Origin of the sequence: Desulfovibrio sp. 1188_IL3213 (assembly GCF_036763145.1) — a bacterium.
Lineage (GTDB): Bacteria > Desulfobacterota > Desulfovibrionia > Desulfovibrionales > Desulfovibrionaceae > Desulfovibrio.
Genome location: NZ_JBAIYR010000024.1, coordinates 1 through 16605 on the forward strand (window position 1 = coordinate 1; position 16605 = coordinate 16605).

Here is a 16605-nt window from a genome sequence, read left to right on the forward strand (position 1 = left end):
CCCGGTTCTTCCGCTGCGTCCGGCACATCCGATACTGCCAGCCCGGCAGGCACCGCGCCCGAAGCCTCGGAGCACGCCGCCTCATACATACTTTTTCATGACCTGCGCTTCGGCAGCAGCCTGAAGCTGGTACGCGCCGCCATGGCCAGCCGCCCCAATGCGGACATCCCCTTCCAGTACATGACAAAACTGGAAATGCCCGCAGCCGGGGAAGCCCCGACGCCAGAGGCGGAAAAACAGACGGACGTTCGCCTTTTGCAGGAGCGGCTGCGCTTTTCCGACAGCGGCAGGGATTCTCAGTGGCAACCTCCCCGGCCCCCTAGGGAACCGGGCATACTGGACTGGCTGGTCGGGCTGCGCTGAGGCTGCCCCGCCGGGGGCGCAATCGCCCATACACGTTACAACAACGGCGACGAGGTGTTTATGAACAGCAGTTTTTCGCATCTGGACGGGCAGGGCAATGTGACCATGGTGGACGTCGGCAACAAGCAGGCCACAGAACGTGTGGCTATTGCCGAGGCGGTGGTGGAACTCAGCCCGGCGACCCTTGAGCTGCTGCTCAAGGTGGCCCTGCCCAAGGGCGACGTGCTCACCTGCGCCAAAATCGGCGGCATCATGGCCGCCAAGCGCGTCGGTGAGCTTATTCCCCTGTGCCACCCGCTGAGCCTCACCTATGCCGACATCCGCTTTGATGTAAGCGAAGCGCCGCCGCGCATCCGCATTGAGGCCGAAACGCGCACCGTGGGCAATACCGGCGTGGAAATGGAAGCCATTGTGGCCGCGCAAACCGCTGCCGCCGTTATTTATGACATGTGCAAGGCCGTGCAGCGTGACATCATCATCAGCCGGGTGCGTCTGCTGCACAAGCGCGGCGGCAAAAGCGGCGAATTCAACGCGCCGGACATGGAAGAATGATGCTGCCCCATATTGATCCCGTTGCCTTCAGTATCGGCAGCCTGCAACTGCGCTGGTATGGACTCATGTATCTGGCGGGTTTCGGCCTGGGCTGGTGGCTGGGCCGCTGGCGCGCCTCGCGGCCCGGTTCAGACTGGCGGGCCGCCGATGTGGACGACCTGCTCACCTGCGTCATGATCGGCATCATTCTGGGCGGGCGCCTGGGCTATGTGCTGTTTTATGATCTGCCCGTTTACATCTCGGACCCGATGGAGATCCTGCGCATCTGGAACGGCGGCATGTCCTTTCACGGGGGACTGCTTGGCGTACTTGGCGCGTTCTGGTACTTTGCCCGCACGCGGCATCGTTCTTTTCTGGACATTTCGGACTTTGTGGCCCCGCTGGTTCCCCAAGGCCTCTTTTTCGGACGCCTTGGCAACTACATCAACGGCGAACTGTGGGGCAAGGTGACGGATGGTCCCTGGGGAGTGGTCTTTCCCGGCGCCGGTTCCCTGCCGCGCCACCCAAGCCAGCTTTACGAAGCGCTGCTGGAAGGGCTGGTTCTTTTTGCCCTGGTGTGGATATATTCGCTGAAACCTCGCAAACGCGGGGCTGTTTCCGGGCTGTTTGCCCTTGGCTATGGCCTGTTCCGCTTTGTGGTTGAATTTGTGCGCGTTCCCGATGCCCAGCTTGGTTACCTTGCTTTCGGCTGGCTCACCATGGGCCAGGTGCTCTGCATTCCGCTCATGGCTGTCGGCCTGTGGCTGCTCTGCCGACAGGCCCCTATCATGCAACAGGGCATGCATGTGGTTGTGGAACGGCCCGGATCAAAAAATTCGGGCGGCCACAGCAATAAAAAACGCAAGCAGAAAAAATAGCAGCGCGCAAAACTGAAACGCATCCGGTTCATGCAACGCCGGATGCCGGTCACGCGGTCGCGCTCACAGCACACACCGGGCAGCATCACCGCATATCCGGGCGGCGGGCTTGTCTGCGCAGGGCTGCCGTCTGTCCGTGTTGGCGTCAATGGCCGCGCAGTTGACACCAGCCCGCTTTTTTGTGAAGCTGACCGCCGTTTATCCTAATCATTTTTTATGGAGATCACATGGCTAAAGAAGGTTCCATTGAAGTTGACGGCGTAGTGCAGGAAGCCCTGCCCAACGCCATGTTCCGCGTGGAGCTGGAAAACGGTCACGAAGTACTGGCCCATATTTCCGGCAAAATGCGCAAATTCTACATCCGCATCCTGCCCGGCGACCGCGTAAAGGTTGAACTTTCCCCTTACGACCTGACCCGCGGGCGCATCACCTACCGCATGAAGTAGCAGCGGGCGCGGCGGCTTTTCTGTAGCCACGCTGTGGCCGAACCGCCCCTGGCCGCGCCCCCTCTTCTCTTTTCGCAGCCCGGCTGCGTCTTCCTTCCGTCACGAAAGCCCCATCCAGGCAAGCGCGCCCACGCACAGCAAGGCCCACAAACCGGCCACAACGTCGTCAATCATGATGCCGTAACCGGCGGGCAGCCAGTTTTCCGATGCCTTGACCGGCCAGGGCTTGGCGATATCAAAAATTCGAAAAGCCACAAAAGCCGCCAGCACCATGAAAAAGCTCGGATCGGGGAAAGGCAGCAGCACCAGCCACACCCCCACCAGTTCGTCAATGACGACTTCACCGGGATCTTTGCGGTCCAGCAGCTTTTCCGCCCGCGTGGCAGCCACGGCCCCCAGAAAAAAGAGCGCCAGCAGCAACCCCGCCCGCAGCCAGAGATTCAGGGGCAAGAAAATGTAGGGAGCCAACAGGCAGGCCATGGCCGTTCCCCAGGTGCCGGGAGCCTTGGGGTCCAGACCGGCTACACCCAGGCGGCAAAAATACAAAACCAACTGGTCTTTCAGGGGCATTGTTTCTCCAGGCAGGTTGCACCGCGCAACGCGGCAAAAGCCGTCAGCAAACGGCGGACAAGTCACATGCAGCCGGAACTCGGGTAGCCCGGTTCCGGCACTACGAACATCTCTCGCGCACATATTCTAGCCACTTTATGCCCACAGGACCAGAATGAAAATACGCGCAACTCTCTTAAAAACATGCACCGCGCACACTTTGAGGCTCGCCTTTCATGCCCGTTTAACGCATTATTGCCTAAAAAACAGCTTTACCGTATAGGCATGACATGGACAAAAATCGCAGCGAACTTTTTGGCCGATTCAGCTACGACGACAGCCTCACCTATGAGGCCCTGCTGGCCGTAGAAGAAAATCTTACAGCCGACCTCACGGCCCTGCTGCTGCGGGCGGACGCCGCACACCTGGACTTTACCCCTCTGGGCGACGCGCTCATGTTCCAGTGCGCGTTTGAGGCACACAAACTCTACGTTTACCGAAAAATTGCCTTGGAAACCGCCGCATTGCTGCCTCCGGGCGTGCGGGGGCAGATGTTGTGTCTGGACAAGGACTTCAATTCCCTGCATATATACTGGCTGCGCGCAGGACAATGGCAGGAAGAGGAACGCTCCGTTCCCCTTGAGCCGCCGCCGGGCCTCAGGGTCTGGCGCACCGGCGGGGCTGCCGCCACATCAGGCGGCGAAGAAGCGGAATAAACCCGCATGCGCCCTGCCCGCAGGGCGGAAAGGCCAACACTGCGCAACTTCCAGACGCAGAAACGCCCGGATGGTGGAATCGGTAGACACAAGGGACTTAAAATCCCTGGCCGTTAAGGTGTGCGGGTTCAAGTCCCGCTCCGGGTACCATTTATTTTAAAGGAAATACGGCATAACGCAAAAGCGAATGATGCCGTATTTTTTTGTTTATAGTAAAACGGTGCCACCATTGTGCCGCTTTCCCCAATTTGCGCTACTCACCTTCAGAGGCTACATATATAAAAACTCAAAATCTACGAGGACACTATGTCCACTCTTAAGAATTCCAGAATCAAATCTTATATTGAGCAAAATTTTACAGGCCTCATAGATGTTTCGCAAGTGAGCGAACATGACCGCGCAACAACCCTTTTGACCCGCGGTATCGCGGCATTAGCTGTGATTTCATTTACCGGGTGTGGGTTTGAGGATGCCGCAGGAGCCGTCGTAGATGGCGGTGGCGACAACGGCATAGATGCCATTTCTTACGATGGCTATACAAATACCGTTTATTTTGTCCAATCCAAATGGAGTAGAGAGGGAAACAAAACCCTTGATGAAGCTGCCGCGCATAAACTGATCCATGGCGTACAGAAGTTACTAGAGCTTGATTTTGATGGATTTAACACGGATGTGAAAAAAAAGAAGCACATACTAGACAAGATAACAAATGATGCAAGTGTTAAGATAGTTCTTTGCCCGACGTACAATAGCACCAATATATTATCTGACAGTGTAGAAGCTATATTTTCTGAATATATAGGCCGTATTAATGACGGCGATGACATAATGACTTTAAAAGTTGCCAATCAAAGCAGACTTTATGACGTAGCTTCTAAGTCTCGTGGTCCAGTCAACGAGGATGTGGTCATTAGGGATTGGACAAAAATTGCGAGTGCCGGTGATGACGCTTACTTTGGCTTTGTCGCAGCTTCTGATTTGGCTGTTTTATTTGAAAAGCATCAGGACTCTTTATTCACGCCGAATATCCGTTCTTTTAAAGGGGATACTGATGTGAATAATATGATTGTGGATTCCATTGTGAATGCTCCAGAGCTTTTTTGCTATCTAAATAATGGTATAACTTTGATTGCTAATGAAATAAAAAAGAAGCCTCTTGGTGGCTCTTCGCGAGAAAGCGGAGTGTTTGAATGTAACGGTCTTGCTGTTGTTAATGGAGCGCAGACGGTTGGAGCTTGTCATCGGGTATACAAAAAAGATAAAGATAAAACAGATGTGGCGTATGTTTTTGCAAAATTTATCGAGACAAAACAGCATGACAGCGACTTGTCTCGATCAATAACAAAAGCTGCAAACACTCAGAATAGAATCGAAAGAAAAGACTTTGTCGCATTGGACCCCTATCAAAAAGAGCTCCAAGAAGGACTTGATATACTTGGCATTAAATATGTTTATAAAGCTGGCGATGAGGTGCAAGGGGAAAATTGTTACGACTTAACTTATGTTGCTCAAGCTCTTATTGCAGACACAGGTGACATTAACTTGGTGGCTGTTGCAAAAAGGGAAATTGGCCGTGTATGGGATGATATTGAGAGGGTACCATACAAACTAATTTTTAATCATTCCAACTCTCCATATTACGTCAAACATCTGCTCTGTCTGTTTGAAAAATCTCAAGAAAATATTCGGCAATGCGCCGTAGATGACAAAAGAAAACAACAATACGCTGTTTATGGCAATATATTTATTGCTGCTCAATGCTTGAAAAATATAGAAAAGTCAAAAATACGTAGTGAGCAGTTCGAAATTGAAGCGGCCATGACAACGGTGGATGCAACCATTCCAACCTTGTTTAACGCTGTTTATGATGTCGCTGAGGAAAAATATCCTGGAACACCGTTGGTATATTTATTTAGGAATGCGAAAAAGCTCAAAGAAATAGAGGATGCTTTGCCTTAGATAATGATGGTCAGGCTAGGGTCAGTTTCCACACGTTGAACAATTTCATTATATTTAGAAATAAGGCGCATGACCTCTATGCGTTGAGATTTTTCAGTAAATTGGCTCCATTCCAAGATGTTCGTAGCGATAAATTGCTCAGCCTCAATAACGTCAATACGTCCTTCAATTTCAAAGCCTTTAGCAATAGATTCAATGCCAGCGCGGCCCTCTGCAATAGTCACGATAATCGGACGTATTCCAGCGTCAATATTATCTTTACACTTACGAATAAGCGCTTCAGAAGGGGCTGTCGTAACGTGGATAGCCACGTCATCAAGCACAAAATCGCCAGCACGCGCGGTGGGGCAGTCCGCCACATTCGCGCCGTGGTGGGCGACTCTTTTATCTTCCGGCAGAATCAAGTCGAGCTTGGCGCCGACAAGGTGTTGTAGCACAGTGCCAGCATAGGTAGTGCCAGGATTGTCTTTTTGGCGCTTCACGGCCTGGGCGAGCAGGTCGCTAACGATGGAGCGCAAAGATTTGCTCGGATCAAACTTGAGAGTGAAGGGTTTGCTGCTGAAATAGTCCTGAACGCGGGCGATCCACCACTTTTCAATGGCGGCTAAGTCGTCCATCTTTTCTGTATGCAGCGCGTTCAAAAAAATCGCATAATCAGAGGCGTTGCCAAGGCTTCCCCGGCTGGTGCGTCCGCCTTCCTCGGCGAGCACGCGAGTAATGCCGTGGCCTTTCAAAATATTCTGCACTCGCCCCTTGCCCAGCCCTTTGACCTGTCCTTCCCTGTCAGTCCGCAAGGTTTCCGGATCAATGGGAAGGCCGTTTTCGGCAGCAAGCCGAGTGATGTGCAACATGACGGCCAGTTGGCCTTTGCTTCTCAGGGAGTTCGCATCACGAAATTCTGTCAGACGTTTTTCAAGAGAGGTCATCGCAAACCGCCGCAAGAGGGGAGAGAAGGTGTTTTGCCAAGTACGCGGCGACAGGAGCGGCTACCGCGTCGCCCATAGCCTTGTAGCCATCGTTGAAGGTGCCGGGAAGCTTGAAGGTTTCCGGCGCTCCCATAAGCCTTGCCGCTTCGCGGGGGCTGAGGATGCGCGTCCTCCACTCTTTGCCCTGCTTAATCACAAGATACTGCCTGCTGCTGCCGCCTGCCGGGGTGCGCAGACATCCGGCAATGTCGTCAAAACGCAGCTCAAGAACCTGTTTCTTGTTCCGAATGCGCTTATATCCAGGGACTACCGGAAGTCCGCTTTCCTGAAGCCTGCGCATGTGCGCGGGCGGAACCATCGCTAGATTTTTTCTGCTGGTGGCCGCATCCTGGCAGGGCAATGAGAAATCCACTACTTCGGAAAGAGTCAGGCCGCGCTTTTCTGGCTTTGGCAAATTCCACCATACCCAGCCATCAAGTCCGGCAGCAGCTTTCTGAATAGCGGCGGGGTGCGCCCAGGTCGGCTTTCCGGCTACAAGATTTTGCGGAATGGACGTTTGGGCGTCAACTGCAACCACAAACACCCTGGGGCGAGACTGGGGGAGCCAATGAACAGCGTCAAGCAGCATGGCGCCGACTTTGTAGCCGCGTTTCACGAGAGCCGTGTGCAATTCCCGGTAATGAGCGCCTTCATCAGTGGAAACAAGGCCGACCACGTTTTCAGCCGCCAAAAGCGGTGGCCGCTGCGACATTTCGTCCATGACGCGAAGCCACTCCCAGACAAGGCCGCTACGCTTGGCCCTGATGCCTTTGCCGTTGCCGGCAAGAGATAAGTCCTGACAAGGGAAGCTGGCCCATGAAAGGACGCTTGATGGGAGGCGTTTACCGTTTACATCGGTGATGGAGCATAGGGCGAAAGGAGCGCCTTCATGGTTGGACCAAAAAACTGCGGCTTTTTTAGGGCAAATGTCGTTTGCCCACGCTTCGCTGAAATATGGAGCCAAAGCATGGCTTACCAAGCCGCTGCCCGCAAAAAACTCAAGGAACGGCGGGCGCGCGTCTTCCTGCGGCAACTCAGACGCCGAGTAGGAAACGCTGTATTGCAGGGTTTGGTAGGCTAAACTCATAATTGTCATGCGCCGTCAACGCGGAGCGTGTTGAAATAATCAAACAAACGGGCCTGTAGGGCCGCCAAATCTTTCAATTCGCATTCCCACACTATCAGGACGCGCCAGCCACCGCTTTCGAGAGCAATTCTATTTTGCGCGTCTCGCGTCACGTTCCGCTCAAATTTCCGATTCCAATAATCGATGTTGGTAGCGGGCATAGTGGCGCGTTTACAGCCAGTATGGCGGTGCCAAAAACAGCCGTGAACAAAGATGACCGTGCGATGCTTGGGCAAGACGATATCCGGCTTGCCCGGCAAGTCCGCCCGCTGAAGCCTGAATCTGTACCCCATACGGTGCAGGAGGGAGCGCACGGCCTTTTCCGGCCCCGTATTGCGCCCTTTCACCTGGGCCATAGTCCAGCTTCGCTTTTCCGGGCTTACATTGTCCATCTGGAAAAGATATATCCTGAGGGCGAGAACCTCGCAAGAAAAGAGTCTAGAGAAATAAAAAGGCGGATGAACCGCCTTTGAGTCGTACCTGTGCGCCGATGCTTCGTCGGCGATAATTTTTACGCCCTTCCGGCCGTCACATCCCTTTCGAGGATCTTGATGGAGCTAATTCTCCCTGATGCGCTTGAATATCTGCCAGGGGGCGACGATAAATCCCGCCATAACGGAAAGAAAAAGCTTGATGCCGAGATACATGATGAACCCCGCGCCGGATGTCAGGATAACCGGCACCGGAATACGGCTCAGGAATTGCCAGCCCCAATAGGCCCCGGCCAGCATCAAGCCGACAACGATGCCGCCGCTTTTATTGGTCTGCGCGTTATACGCCACAAACACGGCCACACCGATAAAGATGATGGCCGTCACGGCAAGGTCAATGTAAAGCCTGCGCGCCACGGAGGCATTGTGCGACAGAAGGCACGGTTCACAGAGCGGCGGATTGAAACGGTTCATCTGTTCTCCTTTTCATGTGCCGCGAGACTTGAACGTAATGCCCGCATGAGCGTCGCCCAAAGCGCCAATTTTTCCAGATCGTCAGGCCGCAGCCCTTCCCCCGCATCGCTGGCCGTTTGAAGCAACTCCGCGAGGAAGCGTTCATCATAATATCGCCAACCGGGCGACAATCATGCCTATTTCCTCAGATGCGATCATGCGTTTCTCGTTTGGAGGATTTGCACAAAAATAAATATCCTATTTTGGGATATTTTGCAACTCGCAATAGGGTTATCCCAAAAGAGGATACCCATGAAATCCAACTTCACGCGAGAGTATGAGGCCTTTCTTGAAGGGCTCATCAACGCCAGAAAACGACAAGGACTTACCCAACAAGCCGTCGCCGACTTTTTGGGCAAGCCCCAATCTTTTGTCTCAAAGTATGAAAGCGGAGAACGCCGGTTAGACGTGGTTGAGTTTATTGAAATTGCAAAGGCGCTACGGGAAGACGTGGTTTCACTCCTTCGGGAAATGAACTTGATCCAATAGCCGCGCCTATCACGGCATCAGCCACAGAAGAATGGCCGCGATGACCATGGGCGACAGTATGGACGGAATGATGACCCACCATACAATATGCTTCTCCACCATAGTGACGAGATGTTGAGCGGCGTTGTACACGTCCCGCGCCCGCTCCGCGCCCTCCACGCAGAATTTTACCGAGTTTTCCACCTTTGCCGTCGCCTGGGAGATAACTTCAGCGGGATATGCCCTTACTTCGTTCGCGGATTGCTTCACGCTCAAGGTCGCGGTCTTGATAAGCCCGTGCAAGTCTCTCAAAGCCTTCATCAACTCTGCGGTGCTTTTCAATTTCTCCATGTCTTGCTGTTGCAGCAGGGTCAGCCGCATTTCCAATATTTCCGATTCGCCCATTCCCCTCACAGATACCGTAATTCGCGGCAATCAAGCCCACCACCAAGGCTGTCAAGCTCTTTGACGGCGGTTCTATCGCGCACCTTGTGCCGGCAAAAAAACACGAACAGCGCCCCCCTGTGCAACCGGCACGGCCTACCTCCGGTTCATACGCAGGCTCATGGTTTTCCCCCGCATCCCGCCCGGTCACAAAGAGAGAACGCGCTACACGCGCGGGCTTGCGGACATGATGTGATGAACTTCCTCGGTTTGCGCGTTGAAAACGCACTACGCACGCGGGCTTACGAACTGGCCTCTTGGGCCTGTCGTCCGGCTTCCGGGCAGTCGCATCCAGCCCCTGCGGGCAACACTTCCATCACATCCCCGGAACGCACAAGACCGCCTCGCAAAACTCTCGCGAACACGCCCTGCCGGGGCATGATGCAGTCGCCCATCGTGTGGTATATCTGGCAGTGGTTATGGCATTCCTTGCCTATCTGCGACACTTCCAGAAGCACGTCATTACAGCGCAGGCGTGTCCCCACGGGCAGGGCCGCAAAATCAATGCCGTCCACAACAAGATTTTCGCCGAAACATCCGTGCGTAACCACGGCTCCTCTGGCCCTGAATGCCTCAATGGCCTGCCAGGAAAGCAAACTGACCTGACGATGCCACTTTCCGGCGTGGGCATCGCCCTCAATGCCGTGATCCACTACAAACACGGCGGAAGGAACGGTTTTTTTGGCAGTACCTTTTTTGGGGCTGGTACAGATGGCCTTGATCATTCCCATACTATTTTCCTATGGTTAAAACATTTACATCTTGAACCTTCAGACGGCTGCATAAGCATTCACCAGCCGTGCCTGATGAAACCAGTTTCTGCTGATGGCGACAGGCTCAACACCCACCGGACGTCTCCCCTGTTCCACCGGCCTTTCCGCGCTCGCATATATAAATATAAAACACAAATCCGGCGGGTCAGCCCCCGTACGTTAAAAAATGGACTTTGCGAGCAAATCAAAGAAAATGCGGGAATACACAAAAAATTCTTGACGGGCCAGGCATGAGTAGCTATATAACCCCTTGCCTCATGTAGGAGCGTAGCTCAGGTGGCTAGAGCACTTCCTTGACACGGAAGGGGTCAGCAGTTCAAGTCTGCTCGTTCCTACCAAAAGAAACTTCGGGGATGGTTCCCCTAAACGGCGGAAGGCCTTGGCCCCGCCCATAGCACAGGCTGCCGCAGGGCGGCCGAATGACCGGTATCGGCGCAGTGGGGAGGTTTACCTCCCCATTTTGTTTTGGCTTTTTTGTCTGGCCGGGCAGCGCCTCCGGCGACGCAAGGAGATAGTCATGGAAGTCCGTGTGGAAGGGCAAATGGTAGAGGGGCAGGCTGGCGACAGCGTGGCCGCCGTACTCCAGAAAGCCTTGAGCGGCAAAAAGTTCAAGGCCGTTGTGGCCGCCCGCGCTGCTGCAGGCGCGGAAGAACTGCTTGACCTTTCCTCTCCGGTTCCCGCCGGCTGCACCGGCCTGGAACCGGTGTACGCCGACTCGCCCGAGGGCCTGCAGATACTCCGTCACTCCACCGCCCACGTCATGGCGGCGGCTGTGAAACAGCTTTTCCCCAAAGCCCGCGTTACCATCGGGCCTTCCATCGAATCCGGCTTTTACTACGACTTTGATGTGGAAAAGCCCTTTTCCAGCGAAGATTTTCCCGCCATTGAAGCGGAAATGCAGCGCATCGCCAATGCGCGCGAGCCGTTTACCCGCGAAGAGCTCTCCAAGGCCGAGGCCGTGGAACGCTTCAAGGCTATGGGCGAAGACTATAAGGTCGAAATTATTGAAGGCATTGATGCGGACACCGTGTCGGTCTACACATGCAGCGGCTTTGCAGACCTGTGCCGCGGCCCGCATGTGCCGCATACGGGCTTTGCCAAAGCCTCCAAGCTTATGAGCGTTGCCGGAGCCTACTGGCGCGGTGACGAAAAAAACCGTATGCTGTCCCGTATTTACGGTACGGCCTTTGCGGATGAAAAAGCCCTGGCCGCTCACCTGAAGCAGATTGAAGAAGCCAAACGCCGCGACCACCGTAAGCTCGGACGCGAACTTTCGCTCTTCACCTTCAAGGAAGACGTGGCCCCGGGCATGGTGTTCTGGCTGCCCAAGGGCATGCTTGTGCGCACCATTCTTGAAGACTTCTGGCGCAAAGAACATCTCAAACGCGGCTATGACATAGTTCAGGGGCCGCAGCTTCTGCGTGTTGAAACATGGCAGAAGTCCGGGCACTACGACCATTACCGCGAAAACATGTACTTTACGCAGATCGAGGAAGACGCCTACGGCGTCAAGCCCATGAACTGCATCTCGCACATGCTTATTTACGGCAACGAACTGCACAGCTACCGCGATCTGCCGCAGCGCTATTTTGAGCTTGGCGTGGTTCACCGCCATGAAAAAAGCGGCGTGCTCCACGGCCTTTTGCGTGTACGCCAGTTCACCCAGGATGATGCCCACATCATCTGCGCGCCGGAACAGCTTGAAGGCGAGATTCTTGAGGTCATCCATCTCATTCGCGACCTTATGAATCTCTTCGGATTTGAATACAAGGTGGCGGTGTCCACCAGGCCCGAAAGCAGCATCGGCACGGATGAAGCGTGGGAATCGGCCACAAGCGCCCTTGTGCAGGCCGTGGAAAAGGCGGGGCTGCCTTACACCATCAATGAAGGTGACGGCGCTTTTTACGGTCCCAAGATCGACGTGCGCCTGCTGGACTGCATCGGCCGCGAGTGGCAGTGTTCCACCATTCAGGTGGACTTTACCCTGCCCGAGCGCTTTGACCTCACCTATGTGGGACAGGACGGCGAACGCCACCGCCCGGTCATGGTGCACCGCGCCATCATGGGTTCGCTTGAGCGCTTTATCGGCATTCTTGTTGAAAACTTCGCCGGCGCGCTGCCCACATGGCTTGCGCCAGAGCAGGCGCGCCTGCTCACGGTGACCGAAGCCGGGGACGAAGCCGTCGCCGGCATGGTTGAGGAACTCAAGGCCCTGGGCATCCGTGCCCAGGCCGACACGCGCAATGAAAAACTGGGATTCAAGGTGCGTGAGGCCCAACTGGCAAAAGTTCCGTACATTCTTGTTGTGGGAGAAAAGGAAGTGCAGGCGGGCGGCGCCAATGTGCGCCTGCGCAATGGAGACAACCTGGGGCTCAAGTCCGTAGCGGAAATCGCCGCGCTCATACGCACGGACGCCGAAGAGCCTTTCAAACAAGGAGGGATGCGCTATAGCTTCGCCTAACATGAGATTCCGCCGCGACATGCCGCAAGACAGCGTACGTCGCAACGAAATGATCCGCGCCCGTGAAGTGCGCGTGATCGCCGCCGATGGCGAGCAGCTTGGTATTTTGCAACGTAACGAAGCCATTGCGATGGCAAAAGAAGCGGGCATGGACCTGGTGGAAGTTTCTTCCAACTCCGAGCCGCCCGTTTGCCGCATAATGGACTACGGCAAGTTCAAATACGAGCAGCAGAAGAAAAAGCAGGAAGCCAAAAAACGCCAGGCTGTGGTGCAGATCAAGGAAATCAAGGTCCGCCCCAAGACGGATGACCATGATTACGAAACCAAGGTCCGCCACATCCGCCGCTTTCTGGAAGAAGGCGACCGCTGTAAGATAACGGTATTCTTCAGGGGCCGCGAAATTGTCCACAAGGATCGCGGCATGTCCATTCTGGAACGGGTAGTTCAGGACCTGGCTGACATCGCCAAGGTCGATCAGGAACCCCGCGCCGAAGGCCGCACCCTGCAGATGATGCTGGTTCCCAAAAAATAACCGGCTTCACACGGCAAAAAAACATTGGAGCAGGTGTTCTTGAAAATCTGGATTTTCAAGAACTGAAAGCGTCATTCCAGCGCCAAAAGCGCAGCTGCGCGGCCTGTGCAGCACAGGGAAAAACGCCTGCTCGCCCGTTTGCGGGAACAATTTTACATTGAAGTTGTTCCGGCTCTTGCGCCTTATGGCGCTTTGGGGCATCATGCCCTTCCCCTGGCGCGTCCGCAGACCTGCCGGGTATATGTTTTCGTAAGGAGTACGCCATGCCCAAGATCAAAACCCGGCGTTCCGCCGCCAAGCGTTTTTCGCAGACCGGCAGCGGCAAGTTCAAGCGTCGTCGCCAGAACCTGCGCCACATCCTCACCAAGAAGGCCGCCAGCCGCAAAATGCGCCTGGGTCAGTCCACCACCGTGGACAAAGCCAACGAAAAGGCCGTGCGCCGCATGCTGCCCAACGGCTAGGGCTTTGCCCCGGCCTGCCTGTCCCGGTTGCAAGGTTCCCCTGCGGGCCTTGAGCGGTGCGTTTTTTGAACTCCCCGCACAGGCTACTGCTCCGGGCATGCATCTGATAACAGCAGCGGCCCAGGCCAGTCGGCCTGGAAAATTCAAGACGCGCAAGCGTCGCGGCGAGTGCGGAGCCGTAACAGACGTTCAATCCGTACCCCCTCATCGAGGGGCATGATACTTTACACCCCCCAACGGGCTTTCCTCCGCCTGGTTGGGAGAAGGAGGTCACACCATGCGTGTCAAGAGAGGTCTTTCCGGTCATCGTCGTCACAAGAAATATTTGACCGCCGCCAAAGGTTTTCGACAGCGCTGCGAAAATTCCGGTCCCGATCCACCACAGCGAAATGCCCGCCACAGTGCTGTCCTGGTACAGGGAGCAGCCGGCCGTCACACACAGATTTACTTCGTTGCCAAGGGCGCTCCGTACGCAAAATGCCGCGGCCGCCAGGGCAAGAAGCAGGGCGCCGGTAACGATTTCGTGGGATCGGTTCATGAACCACCTGTAATATGGGTTTGGCGGGCGCGCCGCCGGAACTTGCAAAGAAACGGGCCGGACCGCGCGGCGGCGGCACCGCGGCACGATTCCTGAACCCTGAATGTATCATACCTCTATAGGCTTTTTTTGCCCTCAGGTAAAGCATGGCGTGGCTGCAGCGAGTACGGAAAAAACAAAAGGACGCCCTTGCGGACGTCCTTTCGCGTTGTGACTGCGGCAACCCTACATGGTGGAACCAGAGGCGGCACGCTGCATCTTGACTTCGACTTTTTCGGTCAGGCCGGAATAGTATTCGCGCAGGATGGCGAGCACTTCATCGCGACCGAAGTGATCCGGCACTTCCGCGCCTTCGGAGAGCATTTTGCGCAGCTTGGTGCCGGACAGGATGACGCGGTCATCCTTGCCGTGCGGGCAGGTGCGCATGCTCGCCATGCCGTCACACTTCTTGCAGTAGAAGGTCCAGTCGATGTTCAGGGGTTCGCAGAGCAGGCGTTTGGCCGGATCTGCGGAGGCAGGCATTTTGCGGAAGATTTCCTGGGCTTCAAACATGCCATAGAAGTCGCCCACGCCGGCGTGGTCGCGGCCCACAAGCAGGTTGTTGATGCCGTAGTTCTGGCGGAATGTGGCGTGCAGCAGGGCTTCACGCGGGCCGGCATAGCGCATGTCCAGGGGGTAACCGGCCTGGATGACAAAGTCTTTCACAAAGTACTTGTCCACCAGGGTGTCGATGCACCTGACGCGCACTTCGGCCGGGATGTCGCCGGGCTTCAGGGAGCCGACCAGGGAGTGAATGACCACGCCGTCGCACACTTCCACGCCGATTTTGGCAAGGTATTCATGCGAACGGTGCATGGGGTTGCGCAGTTGCAGGGCGGCAACCTTCTGCCAGCCGCGTTCGTCCATCTTGGCGCGCAGCTGGGCGGGGGTCATGTACACGCCGGGGAACTTTTCGGGGAATTCGCCCTGGGAGAGCACTTTCACGGGACCGGCGATATTGTATTCCTTCTGGGCCAGAACCATTTTCACGCCGGGATGGTCTTCGGGGGCCACTTCCCAGAATTTTTCAGAGTCAGGGCCTTCGCCCTTGAAGACCAGCTCGCACTCCATCTTTTTGTCGGCTTCGGTCATTTCATAGATTTCTTCGACCTTCATGGTCGCCATGACTTCGCCCTTGCGCACCAGGGCCACTTCTTCCCCGACCTTGATGCTCTTGGCTTCGTCAGCGGAGACGTCAAGGGTTACGGGCACAGGCCAGAAGGTGCCGTCGGTGAGGGTCATTTTTTCACACACGCTTTTCCAGTCGGCCTTGTTCATGAACCCGTTCAGAGGCGAAAAGCCGCCAATGCCCATCATGATGAGGTCGCCCTTGGCGCGGGAAGAAATTTCGATCTGCTTGAGGCCAGCGGCCTTTTTCTTTTCATCTTCCAGGGCCTTGCCTTCAAGCAGGCAACAGACCAGACCCTTACCGCCGTGAGGAGCTACCAACTTGGACATCGCGAAATCCTCCGTGTTTTGGTTATGACAGCCTCCCGCCACGGCAGTACGCACAGCCGGAATGGGGAGGGCTTCTCTCGAAATCCATCTTGTGAATAATCTAACAAAAAGTCAACTACCTCTTGCAAAATTTCCTGACCCGCAAACATCTGAAAAAGCGAAAAGGCCTTGTCTAAAGCCAAGAAACATAAATGCCATCTTACGACATGTTTTTAAAAAAGAGAAGCCCCCCGGCTGAAAAAAAAGCACATTGTCTTTGTTTTGCCATTTGCTCGGATGGAGAAAAATAGTACAGATAAAGGGATTTTTATACCGGGCACATTGATTGCCGTATGGAAAAATATCATATAATATTATAATATTATTAAATATATTTTAAAATTGACAGATTGTGTCACACAAGGCGGTGGAAAATAAAATTAGTCATTCGCTGCCCTTGCACGGCCTGAAAGGGGCGATGGCGCTTTTTTTCGCAATCTCGCGAAAAGGCGATTTTTCGGCAGGAACAAAAAGATTATTTGAAAAGACGGGCTGTTGCCGCTTCGTATTTGAGCGGAGTTATGTTCGCGGCATTTGAGAGTGCGTCAGGCGCAGGCACGCTTGCAGGCCAAAATCACGTAATATATTTAATGTATTGGGAATAATATGCCAGATCGTTTTGGGGGGTGAGCAGCCTTGTGCGGCTGTTGTCAAAGGGTTTTGTGCAAATGCATGGGTGTGAGTCGGCATGCCCCTTCAGTCTGCTCTTGTCAGTGCGCGGTTTGCGAGGCGTCGCGCCTGCTTGCGGTTGACGCTCCGCTCCAATGCAAACGTGCTTCAGCCCTGGGGCTGAAGCACGTTGCGCTGAAGACAGCGGCACTGCCGGCTGGTTGTGCGGCAGGCATGCCGAAACTGAAGAGACGGCGCCGACGCAGAGCGCTTGTTTTTCACGACTGCTCCGGCGGAGGCCCGGTG

Annotated in this window: 17 protein-coding genes, 2 tRNA genes and 2 pseudogenes; 13 read left to right on the forward strand and 8 right to left on the reverse strand. The window is 55.0% G+C overall.

What is annotated here, in order from left to right; translation table 11 throughout:
* The 4 genes and pseudogenes from V6C16_RS02760 to infA all read left to right on the forward strand — a co-directional run.
* A pseudogene (locus V6C16_RS02760) lies at nucleotides 1-363 on the forward strand (metal-dependent hydrolase); the annotation flags it as partial.
* 60 nt (nucleotides 364-423) lie between these two features.
* On the forward strand, nucleotides 424-915 hold the full coding sequence (gene moaC, locus V6C16_RS02765) for a cyclic pyranopterin monophosphate synthase MoaC (protein WP_333542758.1): 492 nt from the start codon (nucleotides 424-426) through the stop codon (nucleotides 913-915).
* The gene (gene lgt / locus V6C16_RS02770) at nucleotides 912-1772 is read left to right on the forward strand and encodes a prolipoprotein diacylglyceryl transferase (protein WP_333542759.1); all 861 of its coding nucleotides are present in this window, start codon (nucleotides 912-914) and stop codon (nucleotides 1770-1772) included. Before moaC ends, lgt begins: the two co-directional genes overlap by 4 nt.
* Before the next feature lie 227 nt (nucleotides 1773-1999).
* The gene (infA, locus tag V6C16_RS02775) at nucleotides 2000-2218 is read left to right on the forward strand and encodes a translation initiation factor IF-1 (RefSeq protein WP_006008898.1); all 219 of its coding nucleotides are present in this window, start codon (nucleotides 2000-2002) and stop codon (nucleotides 2216-2218) included.
* Between the two features lie 99 nt (nucleotides 2219-2317).
* Here infA and V6C16_RS02780 read toward each other — a convergent pair whose 3' ends face one another.
* Nucleotides 2318-2788: a phosphatidylglycerophosphatase A family protein gene (locus V6C16_RS02780; RefSeq protein WP_333534893.1), complete on the reverse strand. Its 471-nt coding sequence runs from the start codon at nucleotides 2786-2788 to the stop codon at nucleotides 2318-2320.
* 269 nt (nucleotides 2789-3057) lie between these two features.
* Here V6C16_RS02780 and V6C16_RS02785 point away from each other — a divergent pair, with 269 nt between their 5' ends.
* From V6C16_RS02785 to V6C16_RS02795, 3 genes are all read left to right on the forward strand, one after another.
* Complete coding sequence (locus tag V6C16_RS02785) at nucleotides 3058-3483, forward strand: hypothetical protein (RefSeq protein ID WP_333542760.1); 426 nt, start codon at nucleotides 3058-3060, stop codon at nucleotides 3481-3483.
* A 64-nt stretch (nucleotides 3484-3547) separates the two neighbouring features.
* A tRNA-Leu gene (locus V6C16_RS02790) sits at nucleotides 3548-3633 on the forward strand.
* A 156-nt stretch (nucleotides 3634-3789) separates the two neighbouring features.
* Entirely contained in the window at nucleotides 3790-5442 is a 1653-nt protein-coding gene (locus V6C16_RS02795; protein WP_333535441.1) for an AIPR family protein, read from the forward strand.
* Here V6C16_RS02795 and V6C16_RS02800 read toward each other — a convergent pair.
* The 4 genes from V6C16_RS02800 to V6C16_RS02815 all read right to left on the reverse strand — a co-directional run bounded on the left by V6C16_RS02800 (nucleotide 5439) and on the right by V6C16_RS02815 (nucleotide 8438).
* Entirely contained in the window at nucleotides 5439-6368 is a 930-nt protein-coding gene (locus V6C16_RS02800) for a DUF4928 family protein (RefSeq protein WP_333535440.1), read from the reverse strand. The two genes, V6C16_RS02795 and V6C16_RS02800, sit on opposite strands and share 4 nt — an antisense overlap.
* The gene (locus V6C16_RS02805; RefSeq protein ID WP_333535439.1) at nucleotides 6355-7494 is read right to left on the reverse strand and encodes a DNA cytosine methyltransferase; all 1140 of its coding nucleotides are present in this window, start codon (nucleotides 7492-7494) and stop codon (nucleotides 6355-6357) included. The genes V6C16_RS02800 and V6C16_RS02805 overlap by 14 nt, the downstream gene beginning before the upstream one ends.
* A 5-nt stretch (nucleotides 7495-7499) precedes the next feature.
* On the reverse strand, nucleotides 7500-7925 hold the full coding sequence (locus tag V6C16_RS02810) for a very short patch repair endonuclease (RefSeq protein ID WP_333535438.1): 426 nt from the start codon (nucleotides 7923-7925) through the stop codon (nucleotides 7500-7502).
* A 165-nt stretch (nucleotides 7926-8090) separates the two neighbouring features.
* A complete protein-coding gene (locus tag V6C16_RS02815) occupies nucleotides 8091-8438 on the reverse strand; it encodes a hypothetical protein (protein ID WP_333535437.1) in 348 nt (115 codons plus the stop codon).
* Nucleotides 8439-8729: 291 nt separating this feature from the next.
* Here V6C16_RS02815 and V6C16_RS02820 point away from each other — a divergent pair, with 291 nt between their 5' ends.
* Nucleotides 8730-8966, forward strand: a complete 237-nt coding sequence (locus V6C16_RS02820) for a helix-turn-helix domain-containing protein (RefSeq protein ID WP_333535436.1) — start codon at nucleotides 8730-8732, stop codon at nucleotides 8964-8966.
* Between the two features lie 9 nt (nucleotides 8967-8975).
* Here V6C16_RS02820 and V6C16_RS02825 read toward each other — a convergent pair whose 3' ends face one another.
* The gene (locus V6C16_RS02825) at nucleotides 8976-9350 is read right to left on the reverse strand and encodes a hypothetical protein (RefSeq protein ID WP_333535435.1); all 375 of its coding nucleotides are present in this window, start codon (nucleotides 9348-9350) and stop codon (nucleotides 8976-8978) included.
* Nucleotides 9351-9631: 281 nt separating this feature from the next.
* Nucleotides 9632-10120, reverse strand: a complete 489-nt coding sequence (locus V6C16_RS02830) for an MOSC domain-containing protein (protein WP_333535434.1) — start codon at nucleotides 10118-10120, stop codon at nucleotides 9632-9634.
* A 303-nt stretch (nucleotides 10121-10423) separates the two neighbouring features.
* Between V6C16_RS02830 and V6C16_RS02835 the strand changes: the two genes are divergently transcribed.
* The 5 genes and pseudogenes from V6C16_RS02835 to V6C16_RS02855 all read left to right on the forward strand — a co-directional run.
* A tRNA-Val gene (locus V6C16_RS02835) sits at nucleotides 10424-10500 on the forward strand.
* Nucleotides 10501-10679: 179 nt separating this feature from the next.
* A complete protein-coding gene (gene thrS / locus V6C16_RS02840) occupies nucleotides 10680-12623 on the forward strand; it encodes a threonine--tRNA ligase (RefSeq protein WP_333535433.1) in 1944 nt (647 codons plus the stop codon).
* Nucleotide 12624: 1 nt separating this feature from the next.
* Nucleotides 12625-13155, forward strand: a complete 531-nt coding sequence (infC, locus tag V6C16_RS02845; protein WP_333535432.1) for a translation initiation factor IF-3 — start codon at nucleotides 12625-12627, stop codon at nucleotides 13153-13155.
* A gap of 263 nt (nucleotides 13156-13418) precedes the next feature.
* Nucleotides 13419-13616 carry a 50S ribosomal protein L35 gene (rpmI, locus tag V6C16_RS02850; RefSeq protein ID WP_012624128.1) on the forward strand — a complete coding sequence of 66 codons (198 nt, stop codon included), beginning with the start codon at nucleotides 13419-13421 and terminating at the stop codon, nucleotides 13614-13616.
* Nucleotides 13617-13893: 277 nt separating this feature from the next.
* A pseudogene (locus V6C16_RS02855) lies at nucleotides 13894-13965 on the forward strand (50S ribosomal protein L20); the annotation flags it as partial.
* 414 nt (nucleotides 13966-14379) lie between these two features.
* Here the strand turns inward: V6C16_RS02855 and sat are convergent.
* Complete coding sequence (gene sat, locus V6C16_RS02860; protein ID WP_333536084.1) at nucleotides 14380-15651, reverse strand: sulfate adenylyltransferase; 1272 nt, start codon at nucleotides 15649-15651, stop codon at nucleotides 14380-14382.
* Between the last annotated feature and the right edge of the window lie 954 nt (nucleotides 15652-16605).

Coding starts and splice junctions, on each gene's coding strand:
- moaC (WP_333542758.1), top strand. CDS start 424: ATGAACAGCAGTTTTTCGCATCTGGACGGGCAGGGCAATGTGACCATG.
- lgt (WP_333542759.1), top strand. CDS start 912: ATGATGCTGCCCCATATTGATCCCGTTGCCTTCAGTATCGGCAGCCTG.
- infA (WP_006008898.1), top strand. CDS start 2,000: ATGGCTAAAGAAGGTTCCATTGAAGTTGACGGCGTAGTGCAGGAAGCC.
- V6C16_RS02780 (WP_333534893.1), bottom strand. CDS start 2,788: ATGCCCCTGAAAGACCAGTTGGTTTTGTATTTTTGCCGCCTGGGTGTA.
- V6C16_RS02785 (WP_333542760.1), top strand. CDS start 3,058: ATGGACAAAAATCGCAGCGAACTTTTTGGCCGATTCAGCTACGACGAC.
- V6C16_RS02795 (WP_333535441.1), top strand. CDS start 3,790: ATGTCCACTCTTAAGAATTCCAGAATCAAATCTTATATTGAGCAAAAT.
- V6C16_RS02800 (WP_333535440.1), bottom strand. CDS start 6,368: ATGACCTCTCTTGAAAAACGTCTGACAGAATTTCGTGATGCGAACTCC.
- V6C16_RS02805 (WP_333535439.1), bottom strand. CDS start 7,494: ATGAGTTTAGCCTACCAAACCCTGCAATACAGCGTTTCCTACTCGGCG.
- V6C16_RS02810 (WP_333535438.1), bottom strand. CDS start 7,925: ATGGACAATGTAAGCCCGGAAAAGCGAAGCTGGACTATGGCCCAGGTG.
- V6C16_RS02815 (WP_333535437.1), bottom strand. CDS start 8,438: ATGAACCGTTTCAATCCGCCGCTCTGTGAACCGTGCCTTCTGTCGCAC.
- V6C16_RS02820 (WP_333535436.1), top strand. CDS start 8,730: ATGAAATCCAACTTCACGCGAGAGTATGAGGCCTTTCTTGAAGGGCTC.
- V6C16_RS02825 (WP_333535435.1), bottom strand. CDS start 9,350: ATGGGCGAATCGGAAATATTGGAAATGCGGCTGACCCTGCTGCAACAG.
- V6C16_RS02830 (WP_333535434.1), bottom strand. CDS start 10,120: ATGGGAATGATCAAGGCCATCTGTACCAGCCCCAAAAAAGGTACTGCC.
- thrS (WP_333535433.1), top strand. CDS start 10,680: ATGGAAGTCCGTGTGGAAGGGCAAATGGTAGAGGGGCAGGCTGGCGAC.
- infC (WP_333535432.1), top strand. CDS start 12,625: ATGAGATTCCGCCGCGACATGCCGCAAGACAGCGTACGTCGCAACGAA.
- rpmI (WP_012624128.1), top strand. CDS start 13,419: ATGCCCAAGATCAAAACCCGGCGTTCCGCCGCCAAGCGTTTTTCGCAG.
- sat (WP_333536084.1), bottom strand. CDS start 15,651: ATGTCCAAGTTGGTAGCTCCTCACGGCGGTAAGGGTCTGGTCTGTTGC.